Source organism: Alkalihalobacillus bogoriensis ATCC BAA-922, from assembly GCF_000621445.1.
Classification (GTDB): Bacteria; Bacillota; Bacilli; order Bacillales; family Bacillaceae_F; genus Bacillus_AO; species Bacillus_AO bogoriense.
Genome location: NZ_JHYI01000018.1, coordinates 1 through 18,906, shown reverse-complemented (window position 1 = coordinate 18,906; position 18,906 = coordinate 1). Strand labels below are relative to the sequence as shown.

At 36.3% G+C, this 18,906-nt stretch carries 17 protein-coding genes and 1 pseudogene; 14 read left to right on the top strand and 4 right to left on the bottom strand.

The features are described from left to right. Window positions 1-123 precede the first annotated feature (123 nt). Window positions 124-1,110 carry an LCP family protein gene (locus T323_RS0108550; RefSeq protein WP_026672904.1) on the top strand — a complete coding sequence of 329 codons (987 nt, stop codon included), beginning with the start codon at window positions 124-126 and terminating at the stop codon, window positions 1,108-1,110. 608 nt (window positions 1,111-1,718) lie between these two features. Here the strand turns inward: T323_RS0108550 and T323_RS0108545 are convergent. Then, window positions 1,719-2,609: a hypothetical protein gene (locus tag T323_RS0108545; protein WP_026672903.1), complete on the bottom strand. Its 891-nt coding sequence runs from the start codon at window positions 2,607-2,609 to the stop codon at window positions 1,719-1,721. A 156-nt stretch (window positions 2,610-2,765) separates the two neighbouring features. On the opposite strand from T323_RS0108545, the gene T323_RS0108540 reads away from it, so the two are divergent. Together T323_RS0108540 and T323_RS0108535 are read left to right on the top strand one after the other, a co-directional pair. Further along, complete coding sequence (locus T323_RS0108540; RefSeq protein WP_026672902.1) at window positions 2,766-3,518, top strand: alpha/beta hydrolase; 753 nt, start codon at window positions 2,766-2,768, stop codon at window positions 3,516-3,518. A gap of 27 nt (window positions 3,519-3,545) precedes the next feature. After that, window positions 3,546-4,892 carry an MFS transporter gene (locus T323_RS0108535; protein WP_245613701.1) on the top strand — a complete coding sequence of 449 codons (1,347 nt, stop codon included), beginning with the start codon at window positions 3,546-3,548 and terminating at the stop codon, window positions 4,890-4,892. A gap of 49 nt (window positions 4,893-4,941) precedes the next feature. Here the strand turns inward: T323_RS0108535 and T323_RS0108530 are convergent, their stop codons facing one another. Together T323_RS0108530 and T323_RS26370 are read right to left on the bottom strand one after the other, a co-directional pair. Next, on the bottom strand, window positions 4,942-5,526 hold the full coding sequence (locus tag T323_RS0108530) for a DJ-1/PfpI family protein (RefSeq protein ID WP_026672900.1): 585 nt from the start codon (window positions 5,524-5,526) through the stop codon (window positions 4,942-4,944). Window positions 5,527-5,657: 131 nt separating this feature from the next. Then, window positions 5,658-6,869, bottom strand: coding sequence for a diguanylate cyclase domain-containing protein (locus T323_RS26370; protein WP_051556451.1), 1,212 nt, complete (start codon window positions 6,867-6,869; stop codon window positions 5,658-5,660). 299 nt (window positions 6,870-7,168) lie between these two features. Here T323_RS26370 and T323_RS27915 point away from each other — a divergent pair, with 299 nt between their 5' ends. From T323_RS27915 to T323_RS0108490, 7 genes are all read left to right on the top strand, one after another. Continuing rightward, window positions 7,169-8,449, top strand: coding sequence for an ankyrin repeat domain-containing protein (locus T323_RS27915; RefSeq protein ID WP_026672899.1), 1,281 nt, complete (start codon window positions 7,169-7,171; stop codon window positions 8,447-8,449). Between the two features lie 241 nt (window positions 8,450-8,690). Continuing rightward, window positions 8,691-9,731, top strand: a complete 1,041-nt coding sequence (gene desA / locus T323_RS0108515; RefSeq protein WP_026672898.1) for a Delta(5) desaturase DesA — start codon at window positions 8,691-8,693, stop codon at window positions 9,729-9,731. Between the two features lie 43 nt (window positions 9,732-9,774). Next, a complete protein-coding gene (locus tag T323_RS0108510; RefSeq protein ID WP_026672897.1) occupies window positions 9,775-10,908 on the top strand; it encodes a sensor histidine kinase in 1,134 nt (377 codons plus the stop codon). Then, window positions 10,905-11,504, top strand: coding sequence for a response regulator transcription factor (locus T323_RS0108505; RefSeq protein WP_026672896.1), 600 nt, complete (start codon window positions 10,905-10,907; stop codon window positions 11,502-11,504). Before T323_RS0108510 ends, T323_RS0108505 begins: the two co-directional genes overlap by 4 nt. A gap of 247 nt (window positions 11,505-11,751) precedes the next feature. After that, window positions 11,752-12,819: a dual-specificity RNA methyltransferase RlmN gene (gene rlmN, locus T323_RS0108500; RefSeq protein WP_026672895.1), complete on the top strand. Its 1,068-nt coding sequence runs from the start codon at window positions 11,752-11,754 to the stop codon at window positions 12,817-12,819. A 337-nt stretch (window positions 12,820-13,156) separates the two neighbouring features. Beyond that, complete coding sequence (locus tag T323_RS0108495; RefSeq protein ID WP_026672894.1) at window positions 13,157-14,083, top strand: TRM11 family SAM-dependent methyltransferase; 927 nt, start codon at window positions 13,157-13,159, stop codon at window positions 14,081-14,083. A 22-nt stretch (window positions 14,084-14,105) separates the two neighbouring features. Continuing rightward, on the top strand, window positions 14,106-14,972 hold the full coding sequence (locus tag T323_RS0108490) for a Cof-type HAD-IIB family hydrolase (protein ID WP_026672893.1): 867 nt from the start codon (window positions 14,106-14,108) through the stop codon (window positions 14,970-14,972). Window positions 14,973-15,220: 248 nt separating this feature from the next. On the opposite strand, the gene T323_RS0108485 is transcribed toward T323_RS0108490, so the two are convergent. Then, complete coding sequence (locus tag T323_RS0108485) at window positions 15,221-15,796, bottom strand: biotin transporter BioY (RefSeq protein WP_026672892.1); 576 nt, start codon at window positions 15,794-15,796, stop codon at window positions 15,221-15,223. A 383-nt stretch (window positions 15,797-16,179) separates the two neighbouring features. On the opposite strand from T323_RS0108485, the gene T323_RS0108480 reads away from it, so the two are divergent. From T323_RS0108480 to T323_RS26360, 4 genes and pseudogenes are all read left to right on the top strand, one after another. After that, the gene (locus tag T323_RS0108480) at window positions 16,180-17,001 is read left to right on the top strand and encodes a basic amino acid ABC transporter substrate-binding protein (protein WP_026672891.1); all 822 of its coding nucleotides are present in this window, start codon (window positions 16,180-16,182) and stop codon (window positions 16,999-17,001) included. Window positions 17,002-17,079: 78 nt separating this feature from the next. Beyond that, window positions 17,080-17,736: an amino acid ABC transporter permease gene (locus T323_RS0108475; protein ID WP_026672890.1), complete on the top strand. Its 657-nt coding sequence runs from the start codon at window positions 17,080-17,082 to the stop codon at window positions 17,734-17,736. Continuing rightward, entirely contained in the window at window positions 17,733-18,455 is a 723-nt protein-coding gene (locus T323_RS0108470) for an amino acid ABC transporter ATP-binding protein (RefSeq protein ID WP_026672889.1), read from the top strand. Before T323_RS0108475 ends, T323_RS0108470 begins: the two co-directional genes overlap by 4 nt. Window positions 18,456-18,710: 255 nt before the next feature. Then, window positions 18,711-18,906: pseudogene (locus T323_RS26360) on the top strand (IS110 family RNA-guided transposase); the annotation flags it as partial.

The window sequence follows — 18,906 nt, the reverse complement described above, 5'->3', positions numbered from 1 at the left end:
ATCTCGTATTCTATGTATGTTTCACTGTTTCCCATTATATTCTACAATCAAATGTTGTGAAAATGATAGCAATATTAGACAAAAACTGATATATTATAAGCAAAAACGTGAAGGAATTACAATATGAAAACAACAAATCAAAAAACGAGGGTTTCAAAAAGAAAAACGAAAAAGAAGCGTAAATTTCTATTCTTTTTAATCCCTTTTCTACTCATAGCGGGAGCAGGCGCTTATTTTATTTATGAGTACCAAGCTGGATTAAAGTTATCACAATCTGTAGCTGCTATTGACGAAGACATAGAATTTAATGGTGTAAGTGATCTAACAGGAAAAGTAAATGTGTTGTTACTTGGTGTAGATGCGAGAGAAAATGAAGAGGTTTCTAGAACCGATACAATTATGATTGCTCAATACGACCCTGAACATAATACAACGAAACTCGTATCGATTATGAGAGATACGTATATTAATATACCGAATTACGGGCAATATAAAATAAATTCTGCAAACGCCTTAGGTGGACCTGAACTATTAAGACAAACGATAAGTGAAAATTTTGGCGTCGATGTTCAATATTACGCTCTCGTTAATTTTGAAGCATTTTCGCAAGTCATTGACACTGCTTTTCCAGACGGTGTGGAAGTAGAAGTAGAAAAAGCGATGGAAAAAAACATCGGGATCCGATTAGAGCCAGGCTTACAGAAATTAAACGGAGACCAACTACTTGGATATGTTCGATTCCGAGCGGATGCAGAAAGTGATTTTGGTCGTGTTCGTCGCCAACAAGAAGTGATGGAAATCTTAACAAATGAACTAGTTAGTGTACAAGGTGTACTAAAGTCACCAAGACTACTTGGAACGATCCAACCATATATTCAAACGAATATTGATAACCCAACTGTTCTCTCAATCGCTTCTTCGCTATTGTTATCGGATAATATGGAAGTGGATACGTTAAGAATTCCAGTTGATGATTCATTTGAAGACCGACGATATCCAAATGCTGGACTGGTCTTAGAAATTGATGTAGAAAAAAACAAGCAAGAAATTCAAAACTTTCTCAGTGGCACTTCAGTAGAAGCAAGTGCAGAAGTTGAAGTTAACCCATAAAAGAATGAAGGTAAACGCATTGGGATAAAAGCCAATGCGTTTTTTGCTTTTCCTTACAAATAGTATGAAATCAATATTCGTATGAGTCAAAAGTGTTCTATGAAGGACAGAACGAAGCGAAAATCGGAGAGAAGTGTCCTTCATAAGCACGATGAAGGACAAAAGTGAGCGGAAAACGGTGTAAAGTGTCCTTCATAAGCGTGATGAAGGACAAAACGAAGCGAAAAATGGTGTAAAGTGTCCTTCATAAGCGTGATGAAGGACAAAAGTGAGCGAAAATCAGTGTGAAGTGTCCTTCATTGGAGTGATGAAGGACAAAATGAAGCGAAAAACGGTGTAAAGTGTCCTTCATAAGCACGATGAAGGACAAAACGAAGCGAAAAACGGTGTAAAGTGTCCTTCATAGGAGTGATGAAGGACAAAAGTGAGCGGAAAACGGTGTAAAGTGTCCTTCATAGGCGGGATGAAGGACAAAAGTGAGCGAAAAACGGTGTAAAGTGTCCTTCATAAGCGAGATGAAGGACAAAAGTGAGCGAAAAACGGTGTAAAGTGTCCTTCATAAGCATGATGAAGGACAAAACGAAGCGGAAATCAGAGAGAAGTGTCCCTCATGCCTTTATTGAAACGTGCTCTGGTGGAGACTCCACTTTTTCTTTGGAGTTTGTCTCTTTTTCAAGCTGATTATTTACATAGTGGCCGATCCAGATGCTAGAAACCTTTGTTGCAATTGAAACTGAATAAAACAAGTATGGATTTGAAATAGTGATTAGGTTTAGTCGAATGAATAAGGTCTCTAGACTAAGAAAAGAAAGAATAGTCGTGGTTGTAATGGACCATTTTTTCTTAACGACAGAAAGAACAAAGAAAATGGCACAAAAAGCACTATAGATTGTTGAGAAAAAGACATGGGTACGGTAATGGTTCTCATAGAGATGAATATTGAACATACAAGTTTTTAAAATAGCGACATGAAAAAAATTCATCGTTGCATAACAAACAAATATAGAAAAAAATAGCGTAAACATTTCAACTAGCTCAGTCTTATCAACAACGACTTTTCGCTTCCAAAATTTAGCGATTGCGTAAAACGAACGAATTCCGATAAAGGTATAAGGAGTCGACCACCAATAATGTTTATAAACCTTTTCTTTCATAAACCATCGTTCAACCAAAACTAAGAACGAAGTAAAAAACCACGCCCATCTCGCTTTTAAATCCAATATAGCGTACAACAAACTTGTTGATGGAACGATAAACAACTGTGATGCACTTGAACCGAATACATTATCAAAGTATTTATTTTTGAAAATATTAGGCTTATATTCGTATGCACGTGTAACGACTAGAACAAAAAACTCAAATATATAATTTAATCCAGTGTAGGCCAAATAAAGGGGAACAAGGAAACGCTTCTTTTCCTTTGGTACTTTTTTATAAATGAAGATGAGAGTTAAAATAGATAGAAAGTTCAAGCCTAAATAAAACATTCGATTTTTCATAACCTCATCCCCCTTGAAAAAATATTTTGTAGTAAAAAACATTCTAATTCCCTTTTGGTTTTCCCGAAAAAAGGATAATTCATTCAAGGCGTACATGTGGAGGAAACAGGGAGATAGTAGTAAGATGAAAGAAAAAGAAGCTGGGGGAGAAGTATCATGCAAAAAGCAGTTGAGATCACGCATAATGGTCAATTTTTAAGAGGAATGGAACATATCCCAGGCGATAATAAAAGTCCAGCGGTTATCTTGTTTCATGGGTTTACAGGTACAAAGCTAGAACCACACCGGATTTTCTTGAAAATCTCAAGGGAGCTTGAGAAAAAAGGGATTGCTTCATTTCGTTTTGACTTTTTAGGAAGTGGCGAAAGTGATGGGAATTTTGAAGATATGACGGTTATGTCAGAGTTGAGGGAAGCCCATTCCATTCTCGATTATGTGAAATCCCACCCGGCTATTGATGAAAATCAAATATATGTACTCGGCTTTAGTATGGGAGGGCTTGTCGCTAGTCTTCTCGCAGGGGAACGAAACAGTGAGATTGCCAAACTAATTCTTCTTGCTGCTGGGGGGACGATTCCACAATTAAGTCAACAATTAAGAGCGCAATCTCCATATTTAAATGAGAAAAAAGTGTATGACATTGGTGGAAATTTAGTGAGTGAACAATTTTTTGACGAACTTAAAGATCTTGTTGTATGGGAAAATGCCGCTCGCTTCAAACAGCATGTACTATTAATTCATGGAACAAACGATGAGGCCATTCCACCTAATGCCTCGATAATGTATAAAGAATATTGTTATCCAAACGCAACCGTTCAATTTATCGAAGGGGCTGACCATGGCTTTAATTCTTTTGTTTGGGAACAAAAAGTGATTTCCTTCATTATAGAATTTGTAACGAAAGAATAAAGAGTGACTTAAAAGGAGGAAAAAGCTTTGACTGTAATAGCAGAAGAAGTCCCAAATTCGATTCCAGAGAAAAAGATTATTTTCCTTTGGAGTTTTGCCGTTTGGCTTGTTGTCATGAATACAACGATGTTTAATGTTGCCCTACCTACGGTTATGACGGACTTAGCGTTAACGTCAACAACCGCTTCTTGGATTATTTCTAGTTACTCAATCGTGTTTGCGATCGGGACATTAACGTATAGCCGTTTATCCGATTATATCCCAATTGCAAGGCTTTTGTTTATCGGGCTAATTATGGTGGGAAGTGCTTCGATAATTGGATTTTTTGCTCACGAGTTTTACTTGTTACTACTGGCACGCATATTTCAAGCTGCAGGAGCAGGGGCTGTATTAGGATTAGGGTTAGTGTTAGCAAGTAAATATATTCCTTTATCAAGGCGAGGCCGAGCAATGGCTTTTATTTCGTCTGCTGCTTCACTTGGCTTCGGTCTAGGCCCAGTAATAGGTGGAGCGATTACAGAATATTTAGGTTGGAACTATTTATTTGCTGTGACCGCTATTGTTTTTTTCTTACTTCCATTTTTTCATCGATTACTGCCTAAAGAACAAGTGACTCGTGGGAAGTTTGATGTTGTTGGGGCATTGCTAACAGGAGTTTGTGTGACGAGTAGCTTATTATTTTTCACATCATTCTCTTTTTATGTTTTAGCGGTAACGATTGTTGTGGCTATACTATTAATAATACATATTCAAAAAGTAAAGATGCCTTTTTTACGCCCGGAGTTATTTTCGCATCATCAATATGCAAAACTCCTTTATGTTGGATTCATTGTGTTTACTTTACATTTTTCTACGCTATTTATGATGCCGATTATTTTAACGGATGTATATAAAATGGATGCAGCTCGAGTCGGACTCATTATTTTTCCGGGCGCGATTTTATCAGCTGTTGCAGCTCAAGTGATCGGGCGTATTATAGATCGCTTCGGAAATATGCCTTTGTTTTTAACAGGGCATGGATTACTCTTGATTTCCACAATTTTATTTTCGCTCACAGCCCAGGCTTCTCCATTATCTATCATGGGTTCGTACATGTTTATGAGTGTGGGCTTTTCCTCTTTAACTGCAAGTATGTCCAATGAAGTTACTAGAATATTACCACCAGCATCTATCGGTTCAGGGATGGGAATGTTGCAATTATGTCAGCTATTTGGCGGCGCTTTTGGAGTAACATTTTCAGGTGTTTTACTAAAGATAGAGCGGGGGATTTGGCCTGGTTTGCTTTATCAAGAAGTGTTTTTTTACTTTACTATTATTGTCTGCAGTTCTTTTCTAACGGCACTGCTTTACAGACAAAAACTTAAAAAGAAATAAAGTCCTTTAATTTATAATAAAGGACTTTAATGGCTTGTGTTGTGTTCACTCACTTAAACCCCATTAGCCTTTTCACTTCATCACAGTTTTCTTTCGATGTTAATCGTTCAAGTAGAGTGAAAGCAACATCAAATCCAGTTGCAGGGTTGTAAGAAGTAATGACATTTTGATCCATCACTACAGGTTCGTCTGGTATGACGATGGCTCCAAAGTCAGCTAATTGTTGTTGGCGAAGCGGGTTTAAATTATACGTCGTCGCCTTTTTTTCTGTTAAAATGCCGCTTTTTCCTAATACGAGGGAGCCAACACAAATGGCAGCAATCCATTTACCTTTAGCATCAAAGTCTCGAATGAATTGAAGCACTTCTTCTTGAAACGCATCCTCATAAAAATGAGCATGTTCAAACCCACCAGGTAAAGCAAGGGCATCAAAGTCATCAACGGTCACTTCTGATAGTTGTTTTTCAGGTGTAACTGTAAAGTTCCAGGTACAGGTTAATGTTGGTTTAGTGCCAACCGTAATAAGTTGCGTTGTTCCATCTCCTTCTACGGCATTCCAACCGAAAACGTCTGTGAAAACACTCGCTTCTACTGCTTCAAATCCATTAGGCAAAAGTAAACAAATTTTTTTCATCTCATAACCTCTTTTCGAGAAATCAACATAATCATACTATATTGTTTTAAATTGGTAAATGAGTACTTGTGAAATTAAAAAATAAATAAGTGTACGGATTCTGTTGCTCCATACACTATAATTCTATTTCTTTACTTATAAAAATGATATTGATTTTTTCCATTGTCCTTCGCTTTATACATGGCATGGTCTGCATGAATGATAAGCTGTTGGGCATCTTTGCCATCCCTTGGAAAAAAGCAAATGCCGATGCTTGATGTCACCAAAACAGGTTTTCCTGAAATAGTAAACGGTTCTGAAATTTCTTTTAAGAGTCGTTCTGCAAGAAGGCTTATCGTAAATTCATCGCCATGTTCGACAACAATGATGAATTCATCACCGCCTAATCGTCCAACATGTCCATCCTTTTTTAAACAAGCTAATATTCGCTGAGCTAAATCAATTAATAAGGCATCTCCAGCAGTATGGCCGAACGTGTCATTCACATTTTTAAACCCATCTAAATCTAAAAATAACACCGCTCCAGATTGATTATCTGTTTTCGGATGATCAAGTGTGTTTTGTAAAAACTCGTGAATAAATTTCCGGTTCGGCAAGTCGGTTAGAAAATCATAATATGCCATTCTTTTAATTTTTTCTTCTGCCTTTTTCCGTTCTGTTATATCAAAAACAACGCCATTTATTTTTACAAGCTTGTTGTCTTTATCGTATATAGGTGTCGCTTTATCTTGAACCCATCGGATGTCCCCATCAGGACGAATGATGCGGAATTCTGTATTCGTTGAATTTCCTAATAAAGCTTGTCGATTCATTTCATCAACGATATCAACATCTTCAGGATAAACGACTTTATTCCATAAATTTGGATTTTGTTTGAAGTCATCACCAGTATACCCATATAACAATTCGATTCCAGTTGAGATAATAATGGTGTCTGTTTTTAAATCGTGAGACCATATCGTTGCATCTAGTGAATTAAATATATTTTCAAGGTCTGTGTGCTTTTCTTTTAGTTTATCTGCTAAAAGTCCGATAGAGAATGCCAATATAAATTGAAGAAGTGCACTGGAGAGAAACACAAATAACTCAGAAGTCTTAAGGCCAAATTTGAAAAACTCGTTCAGTTCCCATATAAAGTGGAAAGCAATGGAAACGATTGCAATAGTTAGACCACCTCGTAAGCCTGAGTAATAGGATGTTAATACAACAGCCCCTAGATAAATAAACCAGAGACTTCCGATTGGTGTTTCATAGAGGAACATGTCCACAATGAGAGGTGCGAGTAATATAAGGATAATGATAATTTTAACTTTGTTTGGAACTTGTCGTAATGAAGCTAACACGTTAAGTAACCTCCTTACCAAATAAAAAGAACACCCAATGGATGTATGGAAACAGACCAGTAATGAGCCTTTTTCATTTGGCCTGTGTGTTAGCTATTGTAAACACGGTGTTAATACTAAAATACCACTAAAGTTCTATAAATGGAATCAAATTAGTGAAAAACATCCTTTTTCCTTAAGAGAAACTTGTGAAAAAATCAAATAGTGTAGATATTTAGGTATTTATACCTGTTCTTTCGTATGATATATTTATCATAAAAGTTTTTGTTTAAAAGAATAAAAAAGGGAGAAGGGAAAATGTGAAGAAGCTGATATGTGTTTTTGTGACGTTATTAGTATTAGGAGGTTGTGGAACAAAAGTAGATGTATCGTCCTCCGTAGAGGAATTCCGGTCAGAGAGAAGTTATTTTGCTGAAGAACAAAAGCAATTAAGGGATGAACTTATTGTTGATGATATTGGTCTAGATTCTTTCGTTAATGAAGTTGAGGAAACGTTTGGAACACCAAGTTATGTTGCAGATTTTTCTCCTTCTAGTTATGAATATCGCTATGATGAAGTCGAATTTGTACTATTTGAAGATAAAGTTAAATGTATTGGTTTAACTTCTCCCGTTTTTTCAACTGAATCTGGTGTCAAAGTAGGTCAATCATTTGATGAAGTTTTCCCTCATTATATCAACCGAGAATATTATGTCACTGCCGAGTCAGACTTTTTGCTCGTTGTAGAAGAAGACTATATGATGTTTTTTGTGTTTTTAGCGAATGAACTGCATGCAATGGGATTAGCAGAAACAGAGTATTATGAACAAGTTGGTGATATGACATTACATGAAATGAAGGAGTATATAGCCAGTACATATAAAAATTATGAAGAGGCAGTGTATGATGAAAATGATTATACCTACGAACAAAATGATGAAGAACAATTTCACCATAACTCCATAATCGGTAATCATGACCATTTATATGCGGCTATTATAGATGGAAATTCAGAAAAAGCCATTCAACTCGTTACCGAATATTCCTACGACTATAACGAGTTATTTAGTCCATCTCTGCACCCATCGCCTTATTTTCAAACGAATTTCATTCATACAGCTGCGTATTATGGTGACCTTGAACTAGTAAAAAAAATGGTGGAGTACGGTGGGGATATCGAAAGTAAAGACCCTGACGGCTATACTGTTTTATTTAAAGCGATTCAAACGAACAAATCAGAGATGGTTGACTATTTGCTTGAAAATGGGGCCGATCCCCATTATTTAGTTTATGATCAAACAGAACGAGCGATGTCATATAGTTACACTCCACTAATGATGGCGTCTGTTTATGGTAATCTATCTATAATTGAATCATTGCTTTATCGTGGTGTGGATGTAAATGCACAGAATATATTCGGTGAAACAGCATTAATGTTTGCGGTAAGAAATAATCACATTGAAGCAGCCTCAACATTAGTCGGTTTTGGAGCGGACCTTTGGTTAACAGAAAATACAAATCGATATACAGTTTTTGATGTGGTTGAATATGAAGAGGAAATTAATGAACGGATGAAGCAGTGGGTTAAATCCTTAAAATAAAGAAAACACTTGAGCTTTTATGACTCAAGTGTTTTTCTTTTTAAACATAAAAGAAAAAAATTTGGTATAGCAGTGAAGCTTTGAAAGCTTATTCTAACGAAAAGACGCTCGCGTTTTTCATATATGACAAATGTCATATACGAGTATTGACGTTTATGACTTATTAGTTTAGATGGAATTTTCTATAATAAAGAAGGAACAATATGAGAGATAAACGATTTATTTCTAGGAGGAAAACAGGATGTCTTCAAAAAAAATTGCAAAGTTAAAAAAAGAGGTTGCCCCATTTGAAAAAACAGATACGAAAGCAAGTATTATACAACTGTTTAATACGCTAGGTCCATTAGTTGTTCTATGGTATGCTGCCTATTTGTCCTTGTCCATCTCATATTGGATTACGCTTCCCCTACTTATTGTTACTTCAGGATTTGTAATACGGACCTTTATTATATTTCATGATTGTTGTCATCAATCATTTTTTAAAAGTCGATTAGCGAATGATATTATAGGAACGATTACAGGAGTTCTTACTCTTGTACCATATCAACAATGGAAACAGACACATTCGATCCATCATGCTACAAGTTCTAACCTTGACAAACGAGGAACTGGTGACATGTGGATTTTAACAGTCGAAGAATATAAAGAGGCATCAATTTGGAAAAAAATTGCATATCGAGTTTATCGTAACCCACTTGTTATGTTTGGAATTGGTCCAATCGCAGTTTTTTTAATAGAATACCGCTTTAATCGTAAACAAGCGAAGCGAAAAGAACGAATCAATACGTATATTACAAATATCAGTATTGTTGCTTTATATAGTTTGTTAATTTGGGCTATCGGTTGGCAAGCGTTCCTTTTAATTCAAGGACCAGTATTTTTCGTGTCAGGTTTACTAGGAATATGGTTATTTTATGTACAACATCAGTTTGAAGATTCATACTTTGAACATGATGAAGAATGGAGTTATGTTCAAGCTGCCGTTGATGGAAGTTCATTTTATAAGCTTCCAAAACTTCTTCAATGGATAACCGGTAACATTGGATATCACCATGTTCATCACTTAAGTCCTAGAGTTCCAAATTATAATTTAGAAAAAGCCCATGAAGCGACACCGCCATTGCAAAAAGCAACAACGATTACCGTGATGACAAGTTTAAAATCACTTCGTTACAGATTATGGGATGAAAGTAAAAAAACATTTGTCAGCTATAAAGATGTAAAAGAAATCGTGGATAATAAGTTGATGGAACGAAATCCACAAAAACCTCAACTCAAATAATTTGATATGGTATAATTTAGGTGAATGACAAAGGGGGATAAAAATGAAAAGCTGGAAAGAAAAGTTCCGCAAAAGTACGGGACTGAGTCCATATGTTTGGATTGTTTTCTATATCCTCCCCTTTTATTTTGTCTTCCATGCATCCTCGACCCCACAAATTATTAGTGGAGTTGTTATGATTGTCATTTATTTTGTTTGCTACGTGCTGTCCTTTGTCTCAAAAGGATGGCTTGTCTATTTTTGGACCAGTATACAAATTGCAATTTCAACAGCGATGAATTTATTATTTGGTTATATTTACTTTTTCCTTTTTCTCGCTTTTTTTATCGGGAATTTAAGAAACCGTGTCGCCTTTATTACATTATATATTATTCTATTAATTACGACGTTCGGAACAAGTTATTATGGTTTTATCACCCATCCCGTCTTCATTACGCAACTGCCATTTGTCTTTTTGAGTATTATTGCTGTGATTTTGTTACCGATCAGCACGTATAACAAAAACAAAGAAGAGCGTTTACAAGGGCAACTGGAGATGGCAAATAAGCGAATTACTGAGCTCGTGAAATTAGAAGAACGACAGCGTATTTCAAGAGACTTGCATGATACACTTGGCCAAAAGCTATCATTGATTGGATTGAAAAGTGATTTAGCAGCAAAATTAGTGACAAAAGATCCAATAAAAGCACGGGCTGAAATTAAAGATGTTCAAAAAACAGCAAGAATAGCGTTAAAAGAAGTACGTGAATTAGTAACAAAGATGCGTGGAGCAAAATTAGAAGATGAAATATTCCGTGTCCGACAAATACTGAATGCTGCCTCTATCTCTTTTCAACTTAAAGGTAATTCAAAATTACCAAATACATCTTTAATTGCTGAAAATGTCGTCAGTATGTGTATAAAAGAAGCTGTCACAAATGTCGTAAAGCATAGTAAAGCGACAGAATGTACGTTATCAATTGAACCGACAAGAGAAGATGTGATCGTAAAGGTAACAGACAACGGAATTGGTATACCTGATGGAAATCAACCAGTGTATGGAAGTGGTCTAAAAGGGATGAGAGAACGGCTAGAATTTGTAAATGGAACATTAGAGCTTTTATCTGATGATGGAACTACAGTTATCATCCGTGTACCGAATAATGCGAAACTAGTGGATGAGGAGGTGGAGGTATGATACGGGTCGTCATTGCAGAAGATCAAAAAATGCTACTAGGAGCACTAGCGGCCTTAATTGACTTTGAAGAAGATATGACAGTTGTCGGAAGTGCCAACAATGGCGAGGATGCCATTCGTTTAGTGAAAGAGCATCATCCTGATATATGTATTATGGATATTGAAATGCCAGGGAAAAGCGGCTTAGAAGCAGCCGAAGAATTAAAGGAAATGGATTGCAAAGTCATCATTTTAACGACGTTTGCAAGGTCGGGTTATTTTGAACGCGCAGTGAAAGCGAAAGTTCATGGCTATATGTTAAAAGATAGTCCGAGTGAAGAACTTGCAAGTGCAATTCGAAATGTTATGGAAGGAAGAAGAATATACGCTTCCGAATTAGTCGATGAAGTATATGGCGAGGAAAACCCTTTAACAGATAGAGAAAGCGAAGTCCTTACGCTAATGGCTGAAGGAAAAAGCACAAAAGAAATTGCTAGTAAACTATTCATTACGAATGGTACGGTCCGTAATTACATCTCATCCATCCTCGACAAATTAGAAGTAAGTAATCGAATCGAAGCAATCACAAGATTCAAAGAAAAAGGATGGTTTAAATAAAAGGCACATTCGAAAGGTCCGGTTTTGACCTTTCGAATGTGCCTTTTGGCTAGGCGGAGCCCTGCCCGGTTTTAAGTCCGGACGAGTGCTTTTCTCGTCAGGACGAGCAGGAGCGAAGCCGTTTGTATCGAAGGAAAAGGTCCGGTTTTGACCTTTCGAATGTGCCTTTAAACAATTGGATTTGCTAGAAGGTGCTACAGTTTAGTACAATAGAATTTGAATGCTAAGTTTGGAAAGAGGGTTAATTATGAATAAGCAGTCCATTTATGGATTAACATTTGAACAGCTAACAGATTGGCTTATGCAATATGGACATAAAAAATTCCGTGCGTCTCAAGTATGGGATTGGGTATATCGCAAAAGAGTAACGGACTTTTCGCAAATGACGAATGTAAATAAAGATTGTATCGAATTGTTAGAAGAACATTTTGTTTTTCAAACATCGACTGTGTATACAAAACAAGAATCAAAAGATGGAACGGTTAAGTTTTTATTTCAATTACAAGATGGTAACTTAATTGAAACGGTGTTAATGAAACATAAATACGGTCTATCCGTTTGTGTAACGACTCAAGTTGGCTGTAACATCGGCTGTAGCTTCTGTGCGAGTGGTTTATTGAAAAAGAGCCGCGATTTATCAAGCGGTGAAATCGTCGAACAAATTATGAATGTACAACTCCACCTTGATGAGGTTGGAAAAGAGGAAAGAGTCAGTCATATCGTAGTTATGGGTATCGGAGAGCCGTTTGACAACTTTGACAATATGGTAGCCTTTTTAGATATTGTGAAAGACCAAAAGGGGCTAGAGATTGGAGCGCGTCATATTACGGTTTCAACGAGTGGGTTAGCGGACAAGATTTATGAGTTTGCTGATTTACAGTTGCAAGTAAATTTAGCGATTTCCCTACATGCTCCAAATGATGAGTTGCGAACAAAGATTATGAAAATAAATCGTGCCATTCCGATTGCTAAACTAATGAAGGCAGTCGATTATTACATTGAAAAAACAAACCGTCGCGTAACGTTTGAATACATTTTATTAAAAGATGTAAATGACCAAAGAGAGCAAGCTGTTGAGTTGGCCAATTTAATTGGTGACCGTAAAAAATTAATTTACGTCAATTTAATTCCTTATAATCCGGTAGATGAACATAGTCAGTATCAAAGAAGTGAAAAAGAAGCGATTCTTGGTTTCTTTGACACGCTAAAAAAGCGTGGAGTTCATTGTGGTGTTCGCTTAGAGCATGGAACAGATATCGATGCAGCGTGTGGTCAGCTTCGAAGTAAACAAATGAAGAAAAAAGTGCAAGTATAAAAAGCAAAAGCTAGAGGCATAACCGAAAGTAGGTATGCTTCTTTTTTAACATAAAAGAAATCATAAAAGTTTTAGTATAGCAGCGAAGCTTTGATAACTTATACTATCTTAATGGACATCTGTTCCGCTATTTTAAAAAAAATAAGCATTTGTGGTATGCTTACGGACACTGGTTCCGTTACTTTAAGAAAACGAGCGGATATTAGTGCTATTTTGATGAAATAGCGGAACGTATGTCCGATAAAAAATCAAAAAGGCTTGTTTTTACTAAAATAGCGGATCACATGTCCGTTAAGGAATTCGTAGAGCCTCTCTAAATAGAAAAAGGAAAAATGATATGAAGAAATATAAATATTTGTACGCTTGTACCGATGAAGAACGGGCTTTATGTGAGCTTGAAATGAGGTCCTTTTTCGGGTTTCACACAAAAACAAATGAGCTTGAATCGAGTATTGGCTTTGATCCTTCAAGAAGCCCATTTATGAAAGGAAAAATTGAAGTCATCTTTGAAACGGAAACACTAGAGCATTTACTAGAAAAGCTTCACAATTATACGATACTCGATTCTTTTAAAGTGACATTGATATGCGATTCTAAGCAGTTTACGTTTGACGAACGAAGAGAAGTAGAGAAAAAAGCGGGACTTGCAATAAATGGGATAGCAAATTTACAAAGCCCTGACAAACGTTTAGTGATAATGTATGATCAACATCACTTTGTATTCGGCCCATACGTTGAAAGCGAACCAGTTTGGTTTACTCACCAACAAAAGCCACACAACTATTCAACAGCTTTAAGTACAAGAGTAGCTCGCGCTGTTGTAAATATTGCAGTCCCTAGCATTGAAAACGTCAAGGTAATTGACCCGTGCTGTGGGATTGGAACTGTTTTAATTGAAGCTTTATCGATGGGAATTGACATTACAGGTAGTGATTATAATCCATTAGTGATGAAGGGACTCCGAGAAAACATTCGTCATTTTGGATTTGAACCCAAAGTACAGCTATGTGATATAGGTGATGTTTTTAAATGCTTTGATGTAGCAATAATTGATATGCCTTATAATCTATGTTCGGTTTTATCAGCAGACGAAAAGGTTCATATCGTTTCGAGTGCCAAAAAGATCGCAAAAAAGATTGTTTTTGTAACAATTGAACCGCTAGATGAGGTGTTAGAACAAGTTGGACTAACGATAATTGATAGATGTACGGTCAAAAAAGGAAAAACATTTACACGTGAAGTCATCGTTTGTGAACATTCATAGATGAAGTAGGAGGAAAAAGAACATGGTAAAAATGATAGCAACCGACCTAGACGGGACCTTATTAAATGAATATGGTGTCATTAGCGAACAAAACAGTGAAGCAATCAAGAAAGCACAGCAACTAGGGATTCCTGTTGTTGTTGTGACAGGACGTTCATATGTATCGGCTAAAAAACTAGTGGACGCAGTTGGGATTACATGTCCAATTATTGGATTAAATGGAGCTCAAACATTTACAGAAGAAGGCGTCTTGACGAAGTCGATTCCGATGCATAGAGACATATATGAAAAAGTCATTGAAATGTGTGAGCAACAGGCTACTCATTTTGACATTTATACAAGCAAAGCCAATTTTACGAAAAGTGAAGAAAGTGCATTTGAAACTCTTCTTGGGTTTATAAAAAGGTCTCCTCACTACAATGGGCAATTGGATGAAGCAAGAAAAATTGCCGAGCGCTACATAGAATTTGAAGAATTCAAACCGGTAGAAAATCGCTTTACTACGATTACAGAAGATGTGACTGTATTTAAAGTTATTTGTTTCTCTCCCGATGACGAACGATTAAAGCGCATTCGAACACAACTTCAACAGATAGATGACCTTATTATTACAGCGTCTATTAAAGAAAATTTAGAATTTAATTCGAAAGATGCCAATAAAGGTGCCGCCCTTGCCAAATTTGCAGCGGAATTACAAATCCCAATGGAAGAAGTGATGGCGATAGGCGATAATTTTAACGACGTCACTATGCTTCAAATGGCAGGTCGAAGTGTGGCGATGGGAAATGCAGAAGAAGAAATTAAAGAGATGTGTCATTTTGTTACAAAAACGAATGTGGAGCATGGTGTAGCAGAGGCAATTGAGGAAATGTTAGCAGAGTTAGAGTAGTCGGGTTAGGCGTAACGGACTTCTGTTCCGCTAAAGACCCCATTTTTCACTATTCGGTAAAATTATCGGACATGGGTTCCGCTAATTGTCCATATGGGTAAGATTTTTATGTCATTTTTGCAAAGTAGCGGAATAGATGACCGATAGCTCAATAAAATAGAAGAATTTTATTAGAATAACAGAACAGATGTCCGAACGTCCTACAACTGAAAAACTCTGAGTGGAATTCACTCAGAGTTTTTCATTTGCTATGCAGCTTGTGGTTGCTTTGTTGTATCTTTTAGAAGTTTGGCTTGAATCAATCGTTTGCGAACTGTAATTCCAATCCAACTTGCTAAAAAGGCTTTAATTAATCCACCGATAATAAATGGTGTTGCTCCAGCACCAATGGCAGCTGTCCATGATAAGTCCAACACAAACTTTAAGTGAATCGTACCAATGACTAACGTAACTACCATTCCGACAGTATTAGCGACCAATGCCCACAATAAATTAAATTTTGTTTTTTCTAAAATAAGTCCGGTTACATAAGCGGTCACGATAAAACTAAAAATATAGCCTCCTGTTGGACCAATTAATACTTGTGGTCCACCTTTTGCTTCGGCAAACACGGGTAAGCCGAATGCACCTAATAACATGTAACAAAACATGGCTATCGCTCCGTACCGGCTTCCGATAATCGTAGCGGTTAATCCGACTGCTAATGTTTGAGCTGTAATAGGCACAAGCGGGAGCGGGATTGTCAATTGTGACATCACAGCCGTGAGTGCAGCGAATAAAGCACAAATAATGATGACTCTTAATTTACTATTATGATTTTGCATAAGTCCACCTCATCAATAAAATGTTAACCTGATCATTGTATAGGTTAACATAAACGTGAAAAAAGATAAATAAATAAATTATCCGTGTAAAAAAAGATAGAGTGAATGACCGGATATGAATCTCGTAAATTGTTATTTAAAAAATAGTATGGAATATAAATTGCCATTGTTGTAGATATACGATCCGTATAAACGTATAATGCTGTTAAAAAGTACATGTTTTTTATGGAACTATTGAATTAATAATAGTATTTTGAAAAATGAATCAACTTATAAACATAAAAACTAATAAAACTTTATACATTATTATTGATATTTATAAATAAACATGTATAATAATTATTATTAGAAAATTATTTTAAGATATAAACAGGGGGATAACGATGAAAAAAATATTTAAACCATTTAATCTAGCAGTGGTAGCAATGTCATGTGTACTGTTAGCAGCTTGTGGAACGTCAGAAGGAACAACGGGTGGTTCTGAAGGAGGAGTTGAAAAACCTTTAGTAGTAGGAACAGATGCAGCATTTGCTCCGTTTGAGTATATGGATAAAGGAGAAATTGTTGGTTTTGATGTTGATTTACTTGCTGCTGTGATGGAAGAAGCAGGAATTGAGTATGAATTAAAAAATGTTGGATGGGATCCGATTTTCGTGATGATTGAAAATGGTGAGATTGATATGGCAGTATCAGGGATTACAATTACAGAAGACCGATTGCAATCATATGATTTCTCAACTCCTTATTTTGAATCGACTCATATGATGGTATTCAAAGAAGGGACAGAAATTGCAAATGCAAATGACCTAGTAGGTAAAAAAATAGGAGTACAAACAGCTACAACTGGTCAAGAAGCAGCAGAAAAAATTGTCGGTGCTAATCATCCTGACATTTCAAAATATGAAAATACAGCTCTAGCTTTTATGGCGCTACAAAATGGCGATGTTGAAGTTGTCGTTACAGATAATACGGTTGTCAATGAATATGTAAAAAATAATCCTGACAGTGGTGTTCTTGGATTAGGAGATTCAGAAAATTTTGAATCAGAGTTTTATGGGTTCTTATTTAAAAAAGATAGTGAATTAAGTGCTGATGTAAATACAGCTTTTAAAACGATAATGGAAAATGGAACATACAGTGACATCTATGAAAAATGGTTTGGTGTGCAACCAGATGTTGATCTATTATTAGAATTTATGGAATAATGAAAAAAGTAGCGTAACGTAGACACGTTACGCTTTTTTTCTTGAAAAATTAATGAAAAAAGGACAAGGAGTAATGAAATGGATATAAGATTTGATATTATTGTAGATTATTTACCGTTCTTTTTAAAAGGTGCAATGTGGACGGTTATTCTTTCGCTATTAGGGATTTTAATCGGAACAGTGATGGGGTTGTTTATTGGACTTGGAAAAATGCTAGACAATAAATGGTTAAGAATACCGTTTATTTGGTATATTAACTTTTTCCGTGGTACACCGTTTTTTGTGCAAATTTTATTATTGCATTTTGGAATTTTACCATTATTCTTATCCCCTGTTAATCCGATCCTTACGGGTGTCGTGGCGCTATCATTAAATTCAGCTGCTTATATAGCAGAAATTTTCCGTGCTGGTATACAATCCATTGACAAAGGACAAATGGAAGCAGCGCGCTCATTAGGGATGACACATACACAAGCGATGAAAGAAGTCATTTTACCTCAAGCTGTGAAGCGCATGGTTCCGCCACTTGGAAATGAATTTATAGTGTTATTAAAAGAGTCATCTTTATTGGCTGTAATTGCTGCACCTGAGCTGATGTATTGGGGACGTATTGCGATGGGACAATATTACCGTCCGTGGGAACCTTATATAACGGTTGCTTTAATCTACTTAGTGCTTACATTGTCATTAACATATTTATTAAATTATATAGAAAAGAGGTTGAACACAGAATGATTTCGGTGAAAGGGTTAAAAAAGGCATTTGGTGAAAATGAAGTATTAAAAGACATTAATGTTGAGATTAAGCCGCAAGAGGTTGTTGTTGTCATCGGTCCTTCTGGTTCTGGAAAATCTACTTTTCTACGCTGTTTAAATTTACTCGAATCGGTTTCAGGTGGAGATGTTTTTATAAAAGGGACAAACTTAACGAGTAAAGAGACAGATATAAATGAAGTGCGAAAAAATGTAGGGATGGTGTTTCAGCAATTTAATTTATTCCCACATAAGACAGTACTAGAGAATATTACGGTGTCACCGATAATTGTGCGAAAATGGTCCAAAGAAAAGGCAGAAGAAAAGGCAAAAGAGTTATTAAAAAAGGTCGGGCTAGAAGATAAAGCGGATGCTTACCCGAACTCTTTATCAGGCGGGCAAAAGCAACGTGTGGCCATTGCGCGTGCTCTTGCGATGGAACCTGAAATCATGTTGTTTGATGAACCAACATCAGCTCTGGATCCGGAAATGGTTGGGGAAGTGTTAGAGGTTATGAAACAGCTAGCTAAAGAAGGTATGACGATGGTTGTTGTCACACATGAGATGGGATTTGCAAAAGAGGTAGGAGACCGTGTCATTTTTATGGATGGGGGCTATATCGTAGAGGAAAATGTTCCAAGCAAATTGTTTGATAACCCGAAACATGAAAGAACGATTGGTTTTTTGAGTAAAGTATTATAGTGTTCAATGATACCGTACAAAGTTAACGGACATCTGTTCCGTTATGATACGGAAAAGTGGCTATTTTGAAATGCTATCGGACATCTATTCCGTTATTAATCTCCTAGAGATGATATACAAGGAGATTTTCCGTAAATAGTTATCATGAACAAAACTGGCCCCTTACTCGTAAATCGTAGATTAATTCGGTTAGAATGTTTACTGGAAAAGTAAAAAACCAAAATCAGAGCTACATTACGAAAAGGAGCCATTACTATGAATGATAACACAAAATATGTAGGTTTAGACGTGTCTAAGGAAAATATTGCAGTTGCAATTGCATACCCGGGTAGAGAAAAGCCATGGTATCGTGGGGAGATTCCAAATACTCCAGAGGCTATTCGAAAATTAATGAAAACGTTAGGAAATCCTGAAGACTTAAAAGTCTGTTATGAAGCTGGTCCTACGGGCT

What these genes read in the sequence shown, in the direction of transcription:
- T323_RS0108470 (WP_026672889.1), top strand. Translation starts at nt 17,733, where the DNA reads ATGATTTCGGTGAAAGGGTTAAAAAAGGCATTTGGTGAAAATGAAGTA.
- T323_RS0108550 (WP_026672904.1), top strand. Translation starts at nt 124, where the DNA reads ATGAAAACAACAAATCAAAAAACGAGGGTTTCAAAAAGAAAAACGAAA.
- T323_RS0108505 (WP_026672896.1), top strand. Translation starts at nt 10,905, where the DNA reads ATGATACGGGTCGTCATTGCAGAAGATCAAAAAATGCTACTAGGAGCA.
- T323_RS0108490 (WP_026672893.1), top strand. Translation starts at nt 14,106, where the DNA reads ATGGTAAAAATGATAGCAACCGACCTAGACGGGACCTTATTAAATGAA.
- T323_RS0108495 (WP_026672894.1), top strand. Translation starts at nt 13,157, where the DNA reads ATGAAGAAATATAAATATTTGTACGCTTGTACCGATGAAGAACGGGCT.
- T323_RS0108545 (WP_026672903.1), bottom strand. Translation starts at nt 2,609, where the DNA reads ATGAAAAATCGAATGTTTTATTTAGGCTTGAACTTTCTATCTATTTTA.
- rlmN (WP_026672895.1), top strand. Translation starts at nt 11,752, where the DNA reads ATGAATAAGCAGTCCATTTATGGATTAACATTTGAACAGCTAACAGAT.
- T323_RS0108480 (WP_026672891.1), top strand. Translation starts at nt 16,180, where the DNA reads ATGAAAAAAATATTTAAACCATTTAATCTAGCAGTGGTAGCAATGTCA.
- T323_RS0108510 (WP_026672897.1), top strand. Translation starts at nt 9,775, where the DNA reads ATGAAAAGCTGGAAAGAAAAGTTCCGCAAAAGTACGGGACTGAGTCCA.
- T323_RS0108475 (WP_026672890.1), top strand. Translation starts at nt 17,080, where the DNA reads ATGGATATAAGATTTGATATTATTGTAGATTATTTACCGTTCTTTTTA.
- T323_RS0108530 (WP_026672900.1), bottom strand. Translation starts at nt 5,526, where the DNA reads ATGAAAAAAATTTGTTTACTTTTGCCTAATGGATTTGAAGCAGTAGAA.
- T323_RS0108485 (WP_026672892.1), bottom strand. Translation starts at nt 15,796, where the DNA reads ATGCAAAATCATAATAGTAAATTAAGAGTCATCATTATTTGTGCTTTA.
- T323_RS0108540 (WP_026672902.1), top strand. Translation starts at nt 2,766, where the DNA reads ATGCAAAAAGCAGTTGAGATCACGCATAATGGTCAATTTTTAAGAGGA.
- desA (WP_026672898.1), top strand. Translation starts at nt 8,691, where the DNA reads ATGTCTTCAAAAAAAATTGCAAAGTTAAAAAAAGAGGTTGCCCCATTT.